Below are 19,642 nucleotides of genomic sequence, written 5' to 3' on the forward strand. Positions count from 1 at the left end.
TTTAAGCAAGGTTTGAATTCAGATGAATTCAATGTAATTTGCCGTTTAACGTTTCTTACCAGCTAAGGTTATGAGTACTTAGCTAGTGAATTCGTATCTATAGTTACAAAATGTTTCTATATATGAAACACTTGCATGTAAGTCATGCTGTTTTGACATAACTCGTTGATTTCAAACGATCTAAAAAACATTTGATTTTGCAACAAAGGATACAAAAGACCTGATTAATAGGTGCTGCTTCAAAAAATAAAAGCCTATCCAAATAGTCTGGATAAGCTCTTTAACTAGGAGAATGAGTTCGCTTAAGCAATTAATAAGTTGTTTTCTCTCTAGGTTCTGTTTCCCAAGTTTCAAAACTGGGCACTGATTCCAACTTTTTAGCTTTTTTGGGTTTGCGAGATGGGCGATCGCTGCCTACATACCAGTAAGAGGCTCCAACCAGGCAAGCACCGCCAACCCAGTTACCCAGAGAGACAGGAATCAAGTTTTTGACATACCCAATCCAAGAAATTTGCTCGGGATCATGAGGGATAAATAGACCCAATCCCATTAGGGTCATGTTGGCGACGCTGTGCTCAAACCCAGCACCCACAAAGGCAAACAGACACCAGAAGATCAGCACTAACTTCGCGATATCCTCTTTAGTCTTAGCAGCCATCCAAATCGCTAAACAAACCAAAATGTTGCAAAGAATGCCGCGAAAAAATAGCTCCATGAAGGGAGCCTGCATTTTTCCAGCTACAACTTCTAAGACAAAATCCTTGATCGGTCCTTTAGCCAAAAGCCCAGACTGAACCAAGAGCAGTGCTAGCAGCAGAGAGCCAGCCAAGTTACCAATAAAGCTGATTCCCAAAACTTTCCAAGTGTCTTTCCAGGTAACTTGTTTAGCGAGACTGGCAATTGTCATGAACATATGATTGCCAGTAAATAGTTCGGACCCAGCAAAAATCACTAATGATAAAGCGACCGCAAAAGAGGCTCCCATTAAGGCTTTAACCGCAGGTGATCCAGCCGCATGCAAGGGTGCACCAATGGAAAAAACCAGCATCACTCCAAAGCCAACGTAAATTCCTGCCAATACAGATAGAACTAGGAATTTGGGCAAGCTGTTTTCAACCAGTTCTGCTTTGGTGCGGGCAGCACTAATAATAGTCGCGATCGCTTCTTTCGTCATAATCAAGTCCCTTTAAAGCTGCTTTGAGCCAGGATATTTAATTTCAAATCAAAATCTTTGACTTTGAATTTGAAAGTGTATCTCTAGCTGCAAAATCTATGTTTATGTAACTTCTGCATAGAAAGAATATTTGTATCTTTAACTACAAAACTCATCAATCAATGCAATTACTGCATGAATCCCATGCTTATCAAAAGTTGTTTTCTATACAGTTTTCTGAGAATCTGCATCATTCAAGACAGTTTAAAAAAACTGGATTAAGCTAAAAACGCAATCTGTTTGAAAAAAATTACTTATTTTCTAATTAATTTATGCGGTTCTTGTATTAGCTTAATGAACCAAAAAATGTGATCAATTATACAAAAACTGCATAATCCTGGTGCAATCTGTACTATTCACAAAGCATGTTCAGGTAGATTTTTTAGGCAGTTAGGAGGCTGGAAATCCCCGTGATTCGGTAGTGCAGGAACTGATTTAGAGCCTTATGCGACAATTGAACGAGCAGAACTTCTATAGACTGAACAATGGATCGTCGTACTTTCTTAACTTGGGTTGGCGTTGGTGGAATTGCCAGTTCTTTGCCAGTGGCGATCGCAGCTTGTTCTAACAAAACAACCACAACTTCCAACGAAACAGCATCGAATCCTGCGGTCAATTCAGGCGCGGTTGCTCGTGCAGATGGTTTTCAACCTGTAGGAACTGTGGCGACTTTAGACCAGAAAGGTCAGTTGGGCGATCAGAAGTTTGTTTCGGGGCCTTTGCTTGTGGTGCGTAATCCAGATAGCCCTGACACTTTAGCCGCAGTCAATGCTAGCTGTACTCACAAGGCCTGTCTCGTAGACTGGCAAGCCGAGCAGAAAGTTTTTGTTTGTCTTTGCCATGATTCTAAATTTGGTACGGATGGCAAAGTGTTGCAAGGACCTGCGACAGAGCCGCTCAAAACTTACGAGACCAAGCTGGAGGGAGATACAGTTTTAGTGAAAGTATAGATTTTAGTGAAAGTATTAACACCCCCGATTTGCCAATGTTAGAGGTTTTGGAAAAAGCTCAGGCTGCGGCACAACAAGCCGATTGGCCGCTACTGAATCAGTATTTGCAACAATTCTCTGCTGCTGTAAAAACGACTCCTGAGGCTGGGGGAGATGAGCAAACGGTAGTAGGGCTAAAGCAAGTGCTAGATTTGGCGATCGCGGCTCTCGCGACGGGAGACTTCCAATCGCGCTGGGATCTAGCCAAAGTGTTTCCTACCTTAGCCGCAGCGGTTGGTCAGATTGGGCAAAGTGTAGATGGGTTGATTGCACCGTTGATCGAGATTGTGCAAGACGATGCAGCCGATGTGGAACTGCGTTGGTTTGCAATCCGAATTCTGGGTCAGTTCAACCATCCAGCAGTCATCAAAATTTTGGTGCAGTTGCTGCAAACCGAGGATATAGAAGCAGAAGAGTTGAGTGAAATTGCCGCCACTACCTTGGCAAGTTTTGGCCCTGATGCGATCGCCGCTTTAACAGAGCTACTAGCCGACGAGCAATCCAGAGGGTTGGCAGTGCAAGCCTTAGCTCAGATTCGCAGCCGTGAAACCATTGCTCCCTTATGCAGTGTGGTGGATGACCCGCAAGTAGAGGTGCGATCGACCGCGATCGAAGCTTTGAGTAGTTTTCATGACCCACAGATTGCGCCGATTTTGGCCAATGCTCTCAATGATGTGGCGGCTACAGTCAGACGAGAGGCTGTGGCGGGTTTAGCGTTGCGAGCCGATTTAGCCCCTGACCTGGATGTGGTAGCCCTCCTGCGCGATCGCCTGTGGGATTTTAATTTAGCGGTGTGTCAACAAGCAGCTACTTCCTTAGGACGCTTGGGTACTCCCGCCGCCGCTGCCGCCTTGTGGCAAGTATTGCAATCTGCGGCCACTCCTGCCGTCCTGCAGCTAGAAGCAGTACGAGCTTTGGGTTGGATGCAACATTCAGAAGCTTTGAACTATCTACACCAAGCATTGCAGCTAGAGTCGCTAGAGGTTTATCAAGCAGTGCTCACGGCACTCGGCCGAGTGGAAGCACCTGAGTTAAAACCACAAGCTGCCGAAATTTTATTGGCAGCCTTAGCAAGTCAACACCCTGTTGTGCAACAACCCCACACGCAACAAGCGATCGCTCTCGGCTTAGGACAGTTAGGAGAACTGGCTGCTGTAGAACCCTTGATTCAACTATTAGCCACTCCAGACATCGGAGTGCAGTTGCACGCGATCGCAGCTTTAAAACAACTAGCGCCTGAAATCACTCATCAAAAATTACAAACCCTGGCAGCAGATCCAGCGGCATCACCGGAACTAAAACAGGGAGTAGCGATCGCTTTGCAAGAATGGCAAATGAATGAGATTGCTGATAGCAACTAACATAAAAAATCAGCAGAATTACTAGAACTCTGCTGAAGCGAAACCAAGGTTTAAGCTTACTAAAAGAGCATATTAAGCATGATCGATCAGCCGTTTAGCATGATCTTTCATGTCTTCTACCGTGTGCATAGCAGCGGCTTGATTCTGTTTGGCCTGTCCTTCGGCTAGGCCTTTAGGATCGCCTGTCACATTGCCAACTGCTTCTTGAACTTTACCTTCAATGTTTTTAGCAACAGCTTTAGCTCTATCCTCAATACTCATAGTGTTAAGCTCCTTAGTTAAAAATATTACTATCTAAACCGAGCTTAGCCATTTACTTGAGAACTTGGCATCTTACTGGTGGCGCATTTAATTTAAAGCCGCTAAGTCGTTGGGTGTATTGCAGTTAAAGAGCATGCGTTTGTCAGCGTCCGGAATGGCTTGCACTTCATTGTGGTCTAGCCACCGTTGGAACGATCGCCCGCCTCGGCTGATAAAAGCATTTAGGAGAGGTAAGCAACTCCGGCGATAGAACCCACACAGCGGGTCCCAACCTTGGGCATGGTACGGGACAAAGGCGATCGCAAGTTCTGGGACTGTATCTAACTGTTGCGCCCAACCTTGCAAAACTTCGCCCCTAAGCCGAGGCAGGTCGCAAGCCAGCAACAAAACCCAATCTGTTTGGACCTGGGCTAACCCTTGAGCAAATCCCACTAAAGGGCCTTGGGGGTGAATATCTTGATGCAGCGGTCGTTCTTGCACAAAACGACAACTATTGGGCAATAGCTCACGGTAACGCTGTGGCCAAGGCGTCACTACATAAATTTCGTTAGTGCACTCGGCTGCAACATCACAAACGTGGCGTAGCAGTGGTACTCCCTGGACCGGAATCAGAGCTTTGTCCTGACCCATCCGGGAGCTTTGACCTCCGGCTAATACAATGGCAGCGAGTGACATAACCCTAAAGGTGAATGCTTGAGCTTTACAAGCAGATTAGGAGATTCAAAGGACGTTCTACTAGGTTCGCAACACCTCATATCAGCGTCACCTGACTTAGGAGTGATTCACGGAGAGCAATTGCTGATTTAAGAACATGACAAATTCTTCAACGGTCGAGAGGTCTTGCATTTCCAAGTAGTCCTCAATCCCCACTCCTAAGTGCTGCTCAAAATCTTCGCAAAGGGTGAAATGCCAGTCAAACCAGCAAACTAAGGTCAAATGCAAGTCTTCCTCTAAGCGATCGCTGGGTAGGATTCTGGCCGTTTGCAAACCGGAATATTGCTCTAAGTAAGTATAGGCAAACGTTGCGACAGCGGGTGAAACTTGGCGGGCTTGCCAAAAATACTCGTACCATTCGTCTGATGTTAGAGCAGGGCGATCGCGGAGCCAACGATTCACCTGCCGCCGAGTTTTGACATCAGGGCTAAGGTCAGCATAAGTGCGAAAACTAAGGAAGAAATTTTTGACCCTTTGCCACATGCCCTGCAAGCTACCAACCTAGGATTCACCGAAGCTTGCTTTCAGTATTCCCACTTGCTCAGTAATCTCTCAGGTATACCAATCGTTAATCAGCGAGCCGCTTACCAGTCACGAGTAACTGCTCAAACTCAGGAGCCGGAACAGGCCGACTAAAGAAATATCCTTGCATTTCATCACAGGCTTGCTGCTGTAGAAAAGCTAGCTCTGAGTTGGTCTCAACGCCTTCTGCAATTACTTTTAAGTCAAGATCGTGAGCCATCTGGATCATGGCAGTGGTAATGGCCGCATTTTTAGAATCACAGCTAATATTTTGCACAAAGCAGCGATCGATTTTGAGAGTATCAAAGGAAAATTGCTTTAAATAGCTCAAGGAAGAATAGCCAGTCCCAAAGTCATCAATGGCAATTTGAATTCCCAGCGTTTTTAGCTGATCCAGTTTTTTAATGGTGGCATCGGTATTTTGCATAATCACACTTTCAGTCAGCTCAAGCTCTAGGTACTGCGGCTCCAGCTCAGTTCTTTGCAAAATTTGGGTTACCCGTTCCGTGAGGTCAGTTTGGTGAAATTGCAAACCTGACAAGTTGACTGCAACCTGGAGGGGTGGTAAATCGGCTAGTTGCCATTGCTTAGCTTGGGTACAAACTGTTGTCATCACCCATTCATCCAACGGCACAATCAATCCTGTTTCTTCAGCTAAAGGAATAAAATCAACGGGTGAGACAAAGCCTTGACTAGAAGAAAACCACCGAATTAAGGCTTCCGCTCCAACAATTTCCCCCGTGACCAAGCTCACCTTGGGTTGGTAGTAAACCTGAAACTCTGAGCGCTCTAAGGCATGACGCAAATTAGCTTCTAGCAGAAACTGATTTAGAGAGCCGACAGTCATCCCGGAAGCATAAAACTCATAGTGGTTGCCGCTCTGTTTCTGCGCGGTTTGCATGGCGGCATCAGCCTGCTTAATTAGCAGGTCAACATTGTCAGCAGCGTCGCTATGAGTAGTAAGACCGATGCTGGTCGTGATAAAAATTTCTTGTCCTTCCAAGACAAAGGGAATAGATAGGCGGTCTAGGACGAGCTGGGCCACTGCCGCTGCCTGATTTTGCTCGGAGTGCGACAGAATCACAATAAATTGCTCTGGATTGAGGCGAATGACGCTGTCTATGGGTTGCACACAAGCAACAATCCGCTCCGCCGTTGTTTGAATCAGCAAGTCCCCCACTTGATAACCCATGCTGTCATTGATGCGATTAAACCGATTCAGATGGATCAGCAGAATGGTGACTAGATGGTTCGCTTGGCTCGCTTGAGCCAAAATCTCCGTAAATCGCTCTCGCAGAGCTAAGCGGTTGGGTAAGCCCGTTAAGCTATCATGCCGAATTAACTGATTGAGCTGCTCTTGCGCCTGATTCAAAGCGGTGGTGTACTGCTCGGTGACGGCGGCTTGTTTTTGGAGGCGCGCTGCGATCGCCCCTAGCAGCTCATCCGCAGTGCAAGGTTTGGTCAAATAGTCATCGGCTCCCAAATTCATGCCTTGGCGAAAGTCAGTTTTGTCAGCTTTGGCTGTCAAGAAGATGAAAGGAATCGCAGCTGTAGCGGGATCTGTCCGTAAAGTGGCCAGCACACCGTGACCATCCAGTTCTGGCATCATCACATCACAAAGAATTAGGTCTGGTAGATGTTTCCGAGCCATTTGCACGCCTACCGCACCATTTTCTGCCCCAATGACATCAAACTCTTCGGCTTCTAATAGTTCTAGGATGTTTTCTCGAACTGGGAGATCATCCTCAATTACAAGAATTTTTTTCATGATGTTTTTAGACGACTGTCAAAATAAGTACGAATCCTGATGACTAAATTTAGGTTTGTGAAAACCGTAGATTCAACTAATTATTTCTTATAAAAGAATTAAATTTATGGTTTGGCGTCATCATAATCCTTTCACATAATGTCAGTAGATAACCGAAGTTGCATCCTAAACAATACAGAGGCCGAAAGTGCTGATTTGCTGCTGAGTACTTACGTAGTATGGCTTTAAAAACTCCAACTAACCATCAAAGCTGAATCATGGTAAGCGTTCCTTTAGCATCATCAAGACCGAAGTCCATGATCCTTAGACTTCCAATTTTATGATTACTAGCTGTTACTAATAGCTATTATTCTGATGCAAAAATTGATGTGAAAATAAAATTTAGCTGATATTTAGTTAGTTGTTAAATAGGCTGGAACTGATTTGCTAACTTGGCTAGAAACTCGGTGATCTAGCATCCGATTAAAAAATCCTTGCTTAATTACAACTTCTGGAAAATTACCCCTCTGTTCCAGCTTGAAAACCACAGCTTTAGCTCGCTGACTTCATTCAACTCTGCCTGACTAGCGGGAACTAGCTAGCGTAAAACCTAAATTTGAGTCCAAGATAGCCGCTTCCCCTAGTATTCAAGGCAAGGCAGCTTGATTCCTGAAGGTCCTCAAGATTTAAAGGCAGGCAAAGAATAGAGGAAGCAAGCCATTAGCCCCCTAAGTTAACAAGTGCCGACTTTTAGCAGTTGAACCTGAGATGCTCAAGTCATGACAAAAATAGCGATCGCTGCGGTTGCAAACTAGATCGCTGAGTGGCTGCTAAGCCTTAACTTTGCCAAATCTCAATAGCGAGTTAAGCGCTACAAGGGGTGACAGATCTGCTGCAAAGTGCTGGTGAAGTTGGGGTAGGAGATGGCGGCTGCTTCAGCTCGGTGGATGGTGGTGGTGCCCGTAGCGTTTAAAGCTGCGATCGCCAAACTCATGGCAATCCGGTGATCGGTGTGGCTATCCACTTCAGCACCCTGGAGGGCAGCACCTCCCGTAATTTCTAAACCATCCGGCAACTCTGTGACTTGCGCCCCCATCTGGTTAAGCTGGGCTGCCATGACGGCAATGCGATCGCTCTCCTTCACCCGTAGTTCTTCCGCATCCCGAATCACGGTGGTGCCTTGAGCAAAGGCTGCGGCTACGGCCAAAATCGGAATTTCATCAATTAAGCGGGGAATGATATCGCCTTTAATCTCACAAGCTTTCAGGATGCTATGTCGGACGTGCAAATCAGCCACGGGTTCGCCCGCTACAATTCGTTGATTTTCTAAGGTAATGTCGGCTCCCATCATTTCTAGAGCATCTAGAACTCCCGTGCGGGTGGGATTTACCCCAACGTTCTCTACCCACAACTCAGAACCAGGTACGATCGCCCCTGCTACTAGCCAAAATGCCGCAGAACTAATATCACCCGGAACAATCACGGTTTGTCCTTGTAACCGTGCTGGGCCTGTGACCGTGACGCTCTTCGTTTCTGGATCGACCGTCAAATCAGCGCCAAAGGCCCGCAACATGCGTTCGCTGTGGTCGCGGGAGAGAGCAGGCTCGGTAACGATCGTTTGGCCCTCAGTCATCAGTCCTGCCAGCAGAATGCAAGACTTGACCTGAGCTGAGGCAATGGGCGAGTGATAGTGGGTGGGTTTAAGGGCTTGTCCTTGCACTGCTAAAGGCGCCAAAGCTCCTCCTTGACGACCCCAAATTTGGGCACCCATTTGTTGCAAAGGTTTGACGACGCGGGACATGGGGCGCGATCGCAAAGAGCTATCGCCTGTCACGGTAAAAAAACGATCGGGATGAGAAGCCAAAATGCCTAGCATTAAACGCAGAGTAGTACCAGAGTTCCCCGCGTTCAAGACATCCATTGGCTCTTGCAGATTGCCTAGGCCAATCCCCCGCACGCGCACCAGATCCGTGTTTAACTCTGAGATTTCTGCTCCCATTGCCTGAAAGCAGCTCGCTGTACTGCAAGGATCTTCGCCTAGCAGCAGCCCTTGGATTTGCGTTTCTCCCTCGGCCAAAGCTCCTAACATCAGGGCTCGGTGGGAAATGGATTTGTCGCCCGGAATTTGAACCCGGCCCTGCAAAGCAAGACCTGCAGTGGGTTGGGCAATTGTGAGCTGATGCTGATTTTCTGCGGTTGTCAACGTTACGATCGGAGCTGGCATTGAGATAGACTGACCTAGAACTGCGTAGTAATCCTACCGCTTTCTTTAGATGTTAAGGCTGAGTTGTTCGTAGCTATCCGAAAACATCGCCACCTCCTCACACTCCTCACACTTCATGCTGACGCATCACCGCAAGCCTGTTTGCTTATCTTTTGTGTCAACAGACCTGCCGATCTGGTCTGTGGTTGATACCGCTGCAACTCTATACCAGAAGGACCAAGAACGGTTTCACCTGTTGCTAACTGAACCAACGCTCCAAGACCGAGAAGGCCATCTGGAAGCTCTAGATGCTGGCACCACAGGCGTGGGGATTTCGGATCAAGAGACGTTGGCAGCCACTCCTGCGCCTCGGTTGTTGTGGCTAGAAATTTCGCCCTATCGCGTCATTATGACTATGCAGGGCAACGGTCGCTTTAGCTATCGCCACTTCTGGGAGCAAGGCGTTTACGGCTTGAGCCGCTATTGGTTGCAAAGTGACTTGCTCAGCAGCAGCGGCCAGATGCGGTTGCGCAACTTTACCCGCAGTCTCAAGCTAGAGGGCCAAGCTCTACCCCACCATTTGCGGATTGAGTATGAGTTGTGGTCGGAAAAAGTACAGCTTGGCGCTTACGTATTGAATTTAGACATTGAGCATTAATCTACCTCACTAAAGCTGAGCTGACGCTCCAGATCAAGGCTGCGCTAGCACTCTAGGCGTCTCTGCAAGCGATCGCCGAACTCGGGTAGTGACCTCACTGCCCAGCTTTTGCTTGCCTCAAATCTGGCTTTGATAGCAGATCTGATGAATTCTTAATGAAAAGAGTTTTCAAATACACAGTTTTTGTTATATTGTTTTTAACGAAATTATTGACTATTATTCTCAATAATTTAGAGTCTTGCCCCTGACTTAGTGAGCCGATCCAGCCATGTATTAACGAAACTGATCAATCACATTAGCTCCTCTGTGGGCAATCTAAGTTCATCACCTGCTAGCGATCGCCTAATCGGAATACGGAATTTCACGGCTGCTACCCGTATTTACTCAAAAGCAGACGCCATTAAATGTCTACTTGCGACTCCTTTGCAGCACCTCTTTTAATTTGTTCGGCTTCTCTGGCGCTTGCAACTAAGAATCTCTTGCATTTAGGAAGACACCTTATGAACCAATCTAGTCTGAACTCCCCCGTCGGCCAAGTAGTTACGGTGTCCCGGTGCGATCGCTGGCAAGTTTACCAACGGTTGCAAGAGCTAGGAGTTCAGTGTTGGTGTGCTGGAGATGGCACCTTGTCGGTAGAAGTCCAGACAGTGGGAGAAGCGGTTCAACTCCGTAGCGTGATACAGCATTTAACTGCTGCTCGCACTGAGTTAATCGATTGGTTAGACCTCTGTTGGCAACTTAAAGCCTAAATTCTTCCGCCAATCAATATTTGTGCAGATTTAATAAGCAATCATACTTACTAAACTTTAGAAAACTCATATCTATCTTCGATTCACCGCATTGCACGTTGCATTACCCCTTTTGAGAAAAACGTAAACCTATCAAACCTTGGGATGTCATCATGAGTAAGTCCAAATTCGGTCAAGTTCTAGAATTCAGCTTGGAAGGGCGCTTTCTGGGTTTTGAGATGGAAGATGGCTACAAGTTCAAGCGCATCCGAGTGGCTACCCCTGAAGGCGAGGTTTGCATCAAGCTCTCTAAAGAGTCACGAGCTAGCGTCGTGGCCTCATTTATTGCTGAAGGTAAGGTGTTAAACCTAGGCGATTGGATCCGAGTGACTGGCGAGAAAAAGCTGGATTCCAAAACTGGATTTGCCAAACTCAAAGCTTACGCCATTTACCCCGCTGTACCGGGTGAAGCGGCTCCAGCGGCCCCCCAAAAGGCAACGCCTGCTCCAGGCAAAACCACAATTTTGGTTTGCCAAAAATCAGACTGTATGAAGCGGGGTGCCAGAGCGGTGTGCCAGGCGTTGGAGTCGGAGTTGGGCGATCGCGGCCTCACCAATCAGGTAACCATTAAAGGGACAGGCTGCATGAAGCATTGCAAGGCAGGCCCCACCATGGTTGTGATGCCTGACAAGACTCGCTATACCCGCATCCATCCAGAAACTGTTTCCACCATTCTCGACGAGCATTTTCCCACTCAACCCGCTCTCCCCGCGAACGAAGGTGACAGCGCCAGCAAGGTAGAAAAATTCGCGATCGCCTCTCGCTCGGTATCTGTGGGAAATTAGATAAACTTTTTCTCTAACTTGTGGCTAATTGCTACTCAGCACGATCGGGGTTATAAATTGGGCGTAGAATCTAACCAAACTTCGCGTATTTGGCGTTGCTGGAGTTAAGATGACCAATTCGTTGCCCCCTGATCCTCAGCCATCCCGTAGAGACCCCTTGGGATTTGATGAATTCATTGGTATTTTTCTAGCCTTTAGTGTGATTGGCGGGATCTTGTTTTGGTCGTTAGGTCGAGAAGGACAAGGGTTTAACTTAGGCGGCCTTCTAGACCCAACCTCAACCCCATCTGCAACACCCACTCCCACTGCAACGCCAACGGCATCCCCTAGCCCAGTTGAAGGAGTGTTGACCCCCTCTCCAACCCCCAACCAGCCAACCCCAACAACCGTACCTGCGCCGGAGCCTGCCCAACCTAATGTAGTGCCAGTTCCCTTTGCGGTGCGGCCACCTGCTACCCCAACGCCCAGCCCCACCCCAACAACCGCTGAGCCAGAGGGCTTCTCAGACGTTGAGACAAATTATTGGGCTTATCCCTTTATTACTGCTTTAGTTCAGCGCGATATTATCAGCGGTTTTCCGGATGGTACATTTCGCCCGGATGCTCCGGTGACGCGAGCAGAGTATGCGTCAATGCTGCAAAAAGCCTTCGACAAACCAGCGAAGCAGCAAGCAGTCAGTTACAAAGATGTTGCTGGTGATTTTTGGGCCACTGATGCGATTCAAGAAGTGTCTCGAAATGGTTTTTTGGCAGGCTATCCCAAAAATATCTTTCAGCCCACCCAACAAATTCCGAGAGTGCAAGCGTTGGTGGCTCTGGCAAGCGGCTTAGAACTGCCTCGCTCTACTGCCCCCACCCAAGTGTTGCAAACCTATCAAGATGCCGCACAGATTCCTAAATATGCGACGGGTGCGGTGGCCTCTGCAACGCAAGCGGGTTTAGCCGTGTCTCATCCACGACCAAACGTTTTAGAGCCTAACGAAAAGGCAACTCGGGCGGATGCTGCGGCTTTTATTTACCAAGCATTAGTCGCGTCTGGTAAGGCGGAGAAGATTTCCTCGCAGTACTTAACGCAACCTTAAGCTGGAATAAAGCAATCATGGATTAGTTGGATGGTCAAGTTTGGGCTTGGCTGTCCAGCAGGGCGATCGCTTGCTGAAATACAGCTTCATCTGCTCTCGTCTGCAAAATGGCTCGAACTAACTGCACAAAATTTTGATCAACCGTGTGATTTGTTTGAATCAATTTGCTGCCAGCGTAGTAAGTAGTGTCGTTAATTCGAGGTTCGTCAGTTGTGCCTGTTTGAACGTTTTTAGCTCTTTGGCTCCAAGAGAGAGATTTGCCTCGTAAGGTAAATTGAAACCAGCGGAGGTGGTCGTCTTGTAGCTCAAAAAAAATGTCGAAGTAAGGTTCACCCCCCTGATACCACAGCCGAACCGCACCAGCCTCACCCGAGCGAATTGAGGTTTGCTTAATCTGCCGTAGCGAAGACCCTAATTGATTAATTTCATGGTTCTCCATGACAGCTTTTATCACTTAGAAACGTGCTCATAAAATGGGATAAGTCAGCCAACAGAGGTCGTAATTACGATTACGAAGTGGAAGCAGATGCATCAGGATTACCTGCATTAGATCGGCAAAATCTGTCCTGCCCGTACTGCCAAGATTTGTGAAGAATTTAGCCATTGGGCATCGAAAGAGCCGAGATGAGTGGTGGTAATTAAGGTTTGAAACCGATCTTGAATGGCATCGAGTAATTGATTTTGCCGATTCAGGTCTAACTCAGCTAAAACGTCATCTAATAACAGCAGAGGCGGTTCACCCACGACCTCTTCAATTAGTTTGAGTTCTGCTAACTTCAAGGCTAGAACTAACGTGCGTTGCTGACCTTGAGAACCATATTGACGAGCAGGCGTTTGGTTAATGGTGAACTCCACTTCGTCGCGGTGTGGACCAACCAGGGTAGTGCCTTGGTGCTGTTCGGCGATCGCCCGTTGCTGGATTTTGTCTAGAAAAGCTTGCTGTACCTGAGCGGGGTCGTCCTCTGTCAACACCACATTCGGTGCATATCTAACTTGCAACACCTCGGTACTACCACTAATTTCTTGGTGCCATTTCTCAGCTAAAGGAGCTAGCCGCTCCAAAACCCGTGCCCGGCGGCGAATCACGCGAGACCCTGCGGCGGCAAGCTGCGTATTCCACAACTCCAAGGTTCCTGGTTCATCGATCGCTTCTATAGGCTCTGGCGGCGGAGAAAATAAGCTGGCTTCTGGGGTGCGTTGTTGCCGCTGCTTCAGCAGGGCGTTGCGTTGCCGCAAGATGTGGTTGTATTGCTGCAAGATATGGGCGTAGATCGGCTCTAATTGCGTCAGTAGGGCATCTAACCAGGCTCGGCGCTTTTCCGGTCCACCCCGGACTAAATCTAAGTCCAAGCTGGAGAATTCTACGGCGTTGAGAACCCCTAAAAAATCGAGTTGGCGACGTAAAGGTTCACTGTTCAGCGCTACGGTGCGACGACCATTACTTCTTAAGGTGAGGGTGAGGTCAATGGGGCCAGTGTCCCGCTCCAGCAGGGCGGCAACTTGGCCGATCGGCTCTCCTTCTAGCACCAAGTCCCGATCGCGGCCAGCCCGGTGCGATCGCAGAGTTGCCAGTAGCTCAACTGCTTCCAACAAGTTGGACTTACCTTGGGCATTGTTGCCGACCAAGATAGTTTTGGGAGCAGAGAAATCCACCCGCTGATCCAAATAATTGCGAAAGTGGCGCAGATGAAGACTTTTGAGATACATAAGTCACGGACAGCGGTCGGCAATAGGCGATGAGCTAAGAGGAAGCGATCGCTCAAAATTATTGTAGGGGCGCACCTTAGCACACCCCTACTACTGCACTCTATTAGATTTGTGGAGTGGTGTAAGTTGGGTTTTGCCTACCCAATACCACCCTAGCCAGCAAGTTTAGCCATTAGACTTTTAGCAGTTGGATAGCAATTGGCCTAAGCGTTTAACCGCGTCGAGCCGATTGCCAACGGAGAAATAGCTTTTCTAGCTCGATCCAAGTGAACATCAAAGCACTAAAGCCAAAACAAATAGCTAACTCCAAAGGACTTAACCAGAAGGTGTCAAAGAAGTTTTGGAGCGGTGGGACATAGATTAGCAGTAATTGCAGAATCGTTGTCAGCGTCACAGCCCCTAGGAGATACGGATTTGAGAAGGGGTTAAGCTCAATGGTCAAACGCACATTGGAGCGGATGGCGATCGCGTGGCCCATCTGCGCGAGGCAAAGGGTGGTAAACACCATTGTTTTCCAAGTATCAGGTGAGCGATCGTATCCTGGGGCATGGGTGTAACCATAGGCCCAAGTCATCAGGATAATGGTTAGAATCGCAAAAACAATGCCCACTCGGATCATGTAGGAACCCAAACCCCGCGCAAAAATGCTTTCGTTGGGGTCGTGAGGCGGTCGATTCATCACATTGGGTTCTGGGGGTTCAACCGCGAGGGCTAGAGCGGGTAAACCATCCGTCACCAAGTTCATCCACAAAATTTGGAGCGGCGAGAGGGGAACCCCGCCTAGACCAATTAGGGGAGCTGCTGCAATGGTGAGTACTTCACCAATGTTGCTGCCTAGAATGTACTTGATGAAGCGGCGGATGTTGGTATAGACGGTGCGGCCTTCCTCGGTCGCGGCGACGATGGTGGCAAAGTTGTCATCAAGCAGCACCATGTCACTGGCTTCTTTGCTGACGTCAGTACCCGTAATTCCCATCGCAATCCCAATATCGGCTTGCTTTAGGGCTGGAGCATCGTTGACTCCGTCTCCCGTCATGGCGACGACTCTACCTCGACGTTTTAAGGCTTGCACAATCTGTAGTTTGTGCTCCGGTGAAACGCGGGCATAGACGCTGACTTGATCGACTTGATCTTCGAGTTCTTGTAGACTCATGCGATCGAGTTCTTGACCACTGACGACGCGATCGCCTAGTTGGGCAATCCCTAGTTCTTGGGCAATAGTTTGGGCCGTCAGTTGGTGGTCGCCTGTGATCATCACCACCCGAATCCCAGCGGCGCGGCAACGAGCCACAGCTTCTTTCGCCTCAGGGCGAGGTGCGTCTAGCATCCCGACCAAACCAAGCCAAATCAGTTCCCTCTCGGTGGCTTCATCTGTGCCTTCGGCTGGCTGTGTAGCTAGTGGCTTGTAAGCAAATCCTAAAACGCGCAGCCCCCGACCTGCCATTTGGTTGTTCTGGTCGAGGATTTCGGCGCGTTGATCTGCGTTCAGAGCCTCTAGGCGATCGCCCACCTGCATATGGGTACAGCGTTCCAAAATCAACTCTGGAGACCCCTTGGTGAACATCAGATATTGAATTGGGTCTGCCGCTGTGGCTGCAATGGGTCGGTAATCACTCGCTTCGCAAATTACGCTCATGCGCTTGCGCTCAGACGAGAAGGGGAACTCGGAAACCCGTGGCAGTTTACGCGCCCAAGTTGCTTTGTCAACGCCTGCCTTCGCACCTAAAGTGAGCAACGCCCCTTCGGTAGGATCACCAAAAATGATCCATTGGTCTTTTTCATACTGCAAGGTCGCGTCGTTGCAAAGAATACAAGCAATTAATAAAGTTTGTAGCTCTAAATATTGCTCTGGAGAAACAGCTTGTTGCTCTAGCTGAAACTCCCCGACTGGATCGTAGCCGTTGCCAGAAACCCGGAAAGTATGCCGCTCGGTATCGACGAGTTGCACAACCATCTTGTTTTGAGTCAGCGTTCCGGTTTTATCGGAACAGATGGTGGTGACAGAACCGAGGGTTTCCACCGCAGGCAACTTACGAATCAGCGCTTGTCGACGGACCATGCGCTGCGTGCCCAGAGCCAACGTTACGGTAATCACCGCAGGCAAGCCTTCTGGGACGACCGCAACCGCCATACTCAGGGAAACTTCTAGTAACTCCTCAAAGGTGCTGAAGTTTCCGGTTCGGATCACGCCACCAATGACGACTAAAGCCACTAGAGCCAGCGAGCCGCTGACGAGAACGTTTCCTAACTGAGTCATCCGCTGCTGTAAAGGCGTTTCTTGCGCCTCCACAGACTGAAGCATTGTGGCAATGTGGCCCAGCTCAGTCTTCATGCCAGTATTCGTAACTAGCACAGTAGCCCGCCCCTGGACGACCTCAGTACCCTGGAAGACCAAGTTGAGGCGATCGCCCAAAGCTGTTTCTTCCGACAAGTGAGTTTCTGCGTGCTTAGTCGATGGCTGAGCTTCCCCAGTCAGAGCCGATTCTCGGACTTGCAGATTTGACGCTTCTAGGAGGCGACCATCCGCAGATACCTGAACCCCTGCTTCAAGCAGCATGACATCGCCTGGGACCAACTCTTTTGAGTTGACTTCAACAATTTTGCCATCACGGATCGCCCGAACCCTAGGAGAGGCCAGACTTTTGAGAGCAGCTAAAGCCTTTTCAGCTCGGCTTTCTTGCACGTAGCCCAAGATAGCGTTCAAAACTACGATCGAGGTAATGGCGATTGCGTCTTTAGGGAAGCTACCAGAACGCAAATCCAAAATGGCAGAGACGACCGCAACACCCATCAGCATCAACAACATGATGTTCTTGAACTGATCCCACAGGATGGCTAAGGTACTGCGGCCCGCAGACTCAACTAGCTCGTTGGGGCCGTACTGTGCTAAGCGCTCTGTCACCTGTTGAGTCGTTAAGCCAGATTCGCGATCGCTTTGAAGAACCTCTAGAGCTTTCTCAGCCTCTAGGGTATGCCAAGCCACAACAGAGTCTGGCGGTGAATCTGAAGCCATGGATAGAGTCACGGGAAATAAAACAACGCCTACAGCACTTAATCATAGTGCTTAAATTTGGTTTCCATCTGCTCCTAGGCTGTTGTAACCGCAATCTGAGCGACTTTGAGCCCGTTCCAGTTCTAGCTCTGTGTTGGCCACGAAACCCTAAGCGATCGGGAATTGGTTGAGCTTGGAGTAACTCGGCTCGTCCCAACATTCAAATTTTTGATAAGTAAATCTTTTGATGCCAATTTAATAATTTTAATCCTCAGCCCAATCCTTGTCTAAAAGCATCCAGCCCTAACATTGGGAAAACATAAGTATAAAAAGAGTATAGAAGGATACAGGAATTGAATAAATTGTTAGTAAATAATTACTAAGCCCTAAATCCAGGAAAGATAATTTCCGCTTAAGTTTTAAAGTAACAAGGCATTCAATTAATTAGCTGAGCAGTAAGACATGAGCTGATATGTTAAGTAATAAATTTGTCTTGATTGCACAGGCAGACTCAGCATTTTGCGGGATATTATTCAGCTACTTCATCATTCCTTAATGAAACGCCTTTACTTAAAATTTAAGCAGCGATAGAAAAAGGTTCCTTGTTTGTGTCCCCTATTGATACCTCGGTGCTCTCCAATTCCTTTAAGCTGATTATTCAACCTCATAACCCAGAGGTGAAGCAGTGCCTGCATGGCTTAGGGTTTCAAAATCTTCCTAATATTCCTCAACTGCTTTATTTGGCCGTTACCGATCAACAGTTGATCGAAATTTGCTTGCAAATTGGCCAGACTGTATCCGACGAGAGCCAACTGCTTTCTCGTTGTTTCTTTACGCGATCGCCCCTGAACTCGGAAGGATTACTGATTGAATTTCTCCATGCTCAACCCCTCAGTGCCTTGACGGCATCGATTAAATACAGTTGGTTTTTTGAAGTTCTAATTAATCAAACTTTATTCTTCAAATATCAACCTGTTTTTAACTTGTCTTCTGGAAATGTGATTGCGCATGAGTGTTTAGCGAGAGCGACTGGTAAAAATGGGGTGGCTTTTAGTGGTAAGCAGTTGGTAGATGCTGCACTTTCTAGTCGATGTGTGCATGAGTTTGATGAACTAGCGCGTAAAACTTGTTTAGAAGCGATCGCTAACTTTAATACTGAACAAACCTTTTTTATTAACGTTTTACCGAACGCTATTATTCAGAACCCTCAAGCTTTAGCCCAGAACTTTCAGCAAGTTTTTGACTTAGGCTTACGACCTCAGCAAATCGTGTTTGAATTGACGGAAGTAGAAGCTCTACTGGACTGCCCAGAGTTGAGCGAACTCGTTCCTTGGATTCGCGAGCAAGGCTTTGGCATTGCCGTGGATGATCTGTGCGGTAATGTTTCGTTCGACCACTACTTTACGGGCTTTTATCCTGACTTAATTAAGCTCGATCGTCAACTGGTGCATGGCTGTAGCCAACATGCCCTCCAGCAAGTGCTAATCAAGAGCTTTCTCCACTCAGCCCACGAACTGGGAATTTTAGTTTTAGCTGAAGGTCTAGAAGATATTGCAGATATAGAATTTTGTCGGGAACTAGGAGTCGATTTTGGTCAAGGCTATGGCTTAGGCATGCCAGAACTCACCTTGCAAGAGCAACCCCTCAACTGGTCAGCGCTTGATTTGCCAGAATTGCTCTCCGGCGATCGCCTAGCCGCTCAAACTACAGAATCGCGTTCCTGGTTTAACTTGTCGGAGGCGGGGAGTTGGGAACCAAAACTGATAGCGCCTTGGGAACGACTCGAAAAGTAGCTGGCGTGTAAGTAGTAATTTCGCCATCGGTATTAATCGGACGGGGTCTGCGAGTATGCACTTCAAATTCTTTTCCAGCTAATGCCCGGACCTTAGACGACTTAATGTGCTGCCCGCCTCGCATGGCGGGTAATAGGGGAATAATCTGCCACCAATTTTGAATCTCTAAGCTATACAAATCGAGCCGATTATCATCGATCGCGGCATCTTCCACCACAGTCATGCCCCCACCGTAATAGCGACCATTCCCCACGGCAATTTGTACCGTTTTCACTGGGATAGATTCTCCCCGACAACGGATTTCGGCCCTAAAGGGGCGAGATTGTCTTACAACCCGAAGGGCAGTCGTTAAGTAAGCAAACACACCCCAACGACGCTTTACTTCTTTGGTCATCTGCTGAGTGATTTGGACGCTCAGGCCAAGGCTGGCAACGTTGAAAAAATATTTGCCATTCACCCAACCTAGATCAATCCGTTGCACCCGACCTTCGGCAATAATTTGGCACGCCTGAGCTAAGTCTGTGGGGATGCAGAGTGTCCGAGCTAGGTCATTGGCCGTGCCTAAGGGCAAAATTCCCAGAGGTAACTGAGTGTCAACCAAGCCTTCAGTGACGGCATTCATGGTGCCGTCCCCACCACCTACAATGACTAAATCAACGCGATCGCGGTAGCTACGAATCAAATCAGGTAGCTGCTGAGGGTCAGCGGTTGATTCTTCTAGTAAATCTAGACCCCAACCTTGCAAGTGAGCGATCGCTTGAGTGAGAGCCTCCTGGCCCCGCCGAGCCTGCCGATTGACTAGTAATAGTGCGCGTTGATTCATAAATT

The 19,642-nt window shown here is 48.1% G+C and carries 17 protein-coding genes; 7 read left to right on the forward strand and 10 right to left on the reverse strand.

Annotation, left to right across the window (positions count from 1 at the left end; genetic code table 11):
* Window positions 1-310 precede the first annotated feature (310 nt).
* Window positions 311-1,174: a formate/nitrite transporter family protein gene (locus H6F68_RS16790; protein WP_190560738.1), complete on the reverse strand. Its 864-nt coding sequence runs from the start codon at window positions 1,172-1,174 to the stop codon at window positions 311-313.
* A 524-nt stretch (window positions 1,175-1,698) separates the two neighbouring features.
* Here H6F68_RS16790 and H6F68_RS16795 point away from each other — a divergent pair.
* On the forward strand, window positions 1,699-2,163 hold the full coding sequence (locus H6F68_RS16795; protein WP_190560740.1) for a ubiquinol-cytochrome c reductase iron-sulfur subunit: 465 nt from the start codon (window positions 1,699-1,701) through the stop codon (window positions 2,161-2,163).
* Between the two features lie 35 nt (window positions 2,164-2,198).
* Window positions 2,199-3,563 carry a HEAT repeat domain-containing protein gene (locus H6F68_RS16800; RefSeq protein WP_190560742.1) on the forward strand — a complete coding sequence of 455 codons (1,365 nt, stop codon included), beginning with the start codon at window positions 2,199-2,201 and terminating at the stop codon, window positions 3,561-3,563.
* A gap of 72 nt (window positions 3,564-3,635) precedes the next feature.
* Here the strand turns inward: H6F68_RS16800 and H6F68_RS16805 are convergent, their stop codons facing one another.
* The 5 genes from H6F68_RS16805 to aroA form a co-directional block, all read right to left on the reverse strand.
* Window positions 3,636-3,824, reverse strand: coding sequence for a CsbD family protein (locus H6F68_RS16805; protein ID WP_190560744.1), 189 nt, complete (start codon window positions 3,822-3,824; stop codon window positions 3,636-3,638).
* Between the two features lie 87 nt (window positions 3,825-3,911).
* Window positions 3,912-4,499 carry a molybdenum cofactor guanylyltransferase gene (locus tag H6F68_RS16810; RefSeq protein WP_190560746.1) on the reverse strand — a complete coding sequence of 196 codons (588 nt, stop codon included), beginning with the start codon at window positions 4,497-4,499 and terminating at the stop codon, window positions 3,912-3,914.
* A 96-nt stretch (window positions 4,500-4,595) separates the two neighbouring features.
* Window positions 4,596-5,021: a hypothetical protein gene (locus tag H6F68_RS16815; RefSeq protein WP_190560748.1), complete on the reverse strand. Its 426-nt coding sequence runs from the start codon at window positions 5,019-5,021 to the stop codon at window positions 4,596-4,598.
* Between the two features lie 85 nt (window positions 5,022-5,106).
* A complete protein-coding gene (locus tag H6F68_RS16820) occupies window positions 5,107-6,828 on the reverse strand; it encodes a GGDEF domain-containing response regulator (RefSeq protein ID WP_190560750.1) in 1,722 nt (573 codons plus the stop codon).
* A gap of 850 nt (window positions 6,829-7,678) precedes the next feature.
* A complete protein-coding gene (gene aroA, locus H6F68_RS16825) occupies window positions 7,679-9,031 on the reverse strand; it encodes a 3-phosphoshikimate 1-carboxyvinyltransferase (RefSeq protein WP_190560752.1) in 1,353 nt (450 codons plus the stop codon).
* Between the two features lie 154 nt (window positions 9,032-9,185).
* Between aroA and H6F68_RS16830 the strand changes: the two genes are divergently transcribed.
* The 4 genes from H6F68_RS16830 to H6F68_RS16845 all read left to right on the forward strand — a co-directional run bounded on the left by H6F68_RS16830 (window position 9,186) and on the right by H6F68_RS16845 (window position 12,322).
* A complete protein-coding gene (locus H6F68_RS16830) occupies window positions 9,186-9,668 on the forward strand; it encodes a hypothetical protein (RefSeq protein WP_313930183.1) in 483 nt (160 codons plus the stop codon).
* Between the two features lie 500 nt (window positions 9,669-10,168).
* A complete protein-coding gene (locus H6F68_RS16835) occupies window positions 10,169-10,417 on the forward strand; it encodes an Asr1405/Asl0597 family protein (RefSeq protein WP_190552315.1) in 249 nt (82 codons plus the stop codon).
* Between the two features lie 152 nt (window positions 10,418-10,569).
* Window positions 10,570-11,241 carry a ferredoxin gene (locus H6F68_RS16840; protein WP_190560753.1) on the forward strand — a complete coding sequence of 224 codons (672 nt, stop codon included), beginning with the start codon at window positions 10,570-10,572 and terminating at the stop codon, window positions 11,239-11,241.
* A gap of 109 nt (window positions 11,242-11,350) precedes the next feature.
* Window positions 11,351-12,322, forward strand: coding sequence for an S-layer homology domain-containing protein (locus tag H6F68_RS16845; RefSeq protein ID WP_190560756.1), 972 nt, complete (start codon window positions 11,351-11,353; stop codon window positions 12,320-12,322).
* Between the two features lie 34 nt (window positions 12,323-12,356).
* Here the strand turns inward: H6F68_RS16845 and H6F68_RS16850 are convergent, their stop codons facing one another.
* The 3 genes from H6F68_RS16850 to H6F68_RS16860 form a co-directional block, all read right to left on the reverse strand.
* Complete coding sequence (locus tag H6F68_RS16850; protein ID WP_190560758.1) at window positions 12,357-12,761, reverse strand: hypothetical protein; 405 nt, start codon at window positions 12,759-12,761, stop codon at window positions 12,357-12,359.
* 107 nt (window positions 12,762-12,868) lie between these two features.
* Entirely contained in the window at window positions 12,869-14,029 is a 1,161-nt protein-coding gene (gene recF / locus H6F68_RS16855; protein WP_190560760.1) for a DNA replication/repair protein RecF, read from the reverse strand.
* A gap of 211 nt (window positions 14,030-14,240) precedes the next feature.
* On the reverse strand, window positions 14,241-17,042 hold the full coding sequence (locus H6F68_RS16860) for a cation-translocating P-type ATPase (RefSeq protein WP_190560762.1): 2,802 nt from the start codon (window positions 17,040-17,042) through the stop codon (window positions 14,241-14,243).
* A 587-nt stretch (window positions 17,043-17,629) separates the two neighbouring features.
* On the opposite strand from H6F68_RS16860, the gene H6F68_RS16865 reads away from it, so the two are divergent.
* A complete protein-coding gene (locus H6F68_RS16865) occupies window positions 17,630-18,814 on the forward strand; it encodes an EAL domain-containing protein (protein WP_190560764.1) in 1,185 nt (394 codons plus the stop codon).
* Here the strand turns inward: H6F68_RS16865 and H6F68_RS16870 are convergent.
* A complete protein-coding gene (locus H6F68_RS16870; protein ID WP_190560766.1) occupies window positions 18,747-19,637 on the reverse strand; it encodes a lipid kinase in 891 nt (296 codons plus the stop codon). The genes H6F68_RS16865 and H6F68_RS16870 overlap by 68 nt on opposite strands.
* Window positions 19,638-19,642: the final 5 nt, after the last annotated feature.

The sequence above is a fragment of the Trichocoleus sp. FACHB-262 genome, assembly GCF_014696035.1.
Taxonomy (GTDB): domain Bacteria; phylum Cyanobacteriota; class Cyanobacteriia; order FACHB-46; family FACHB-46; genus Trichocoleus.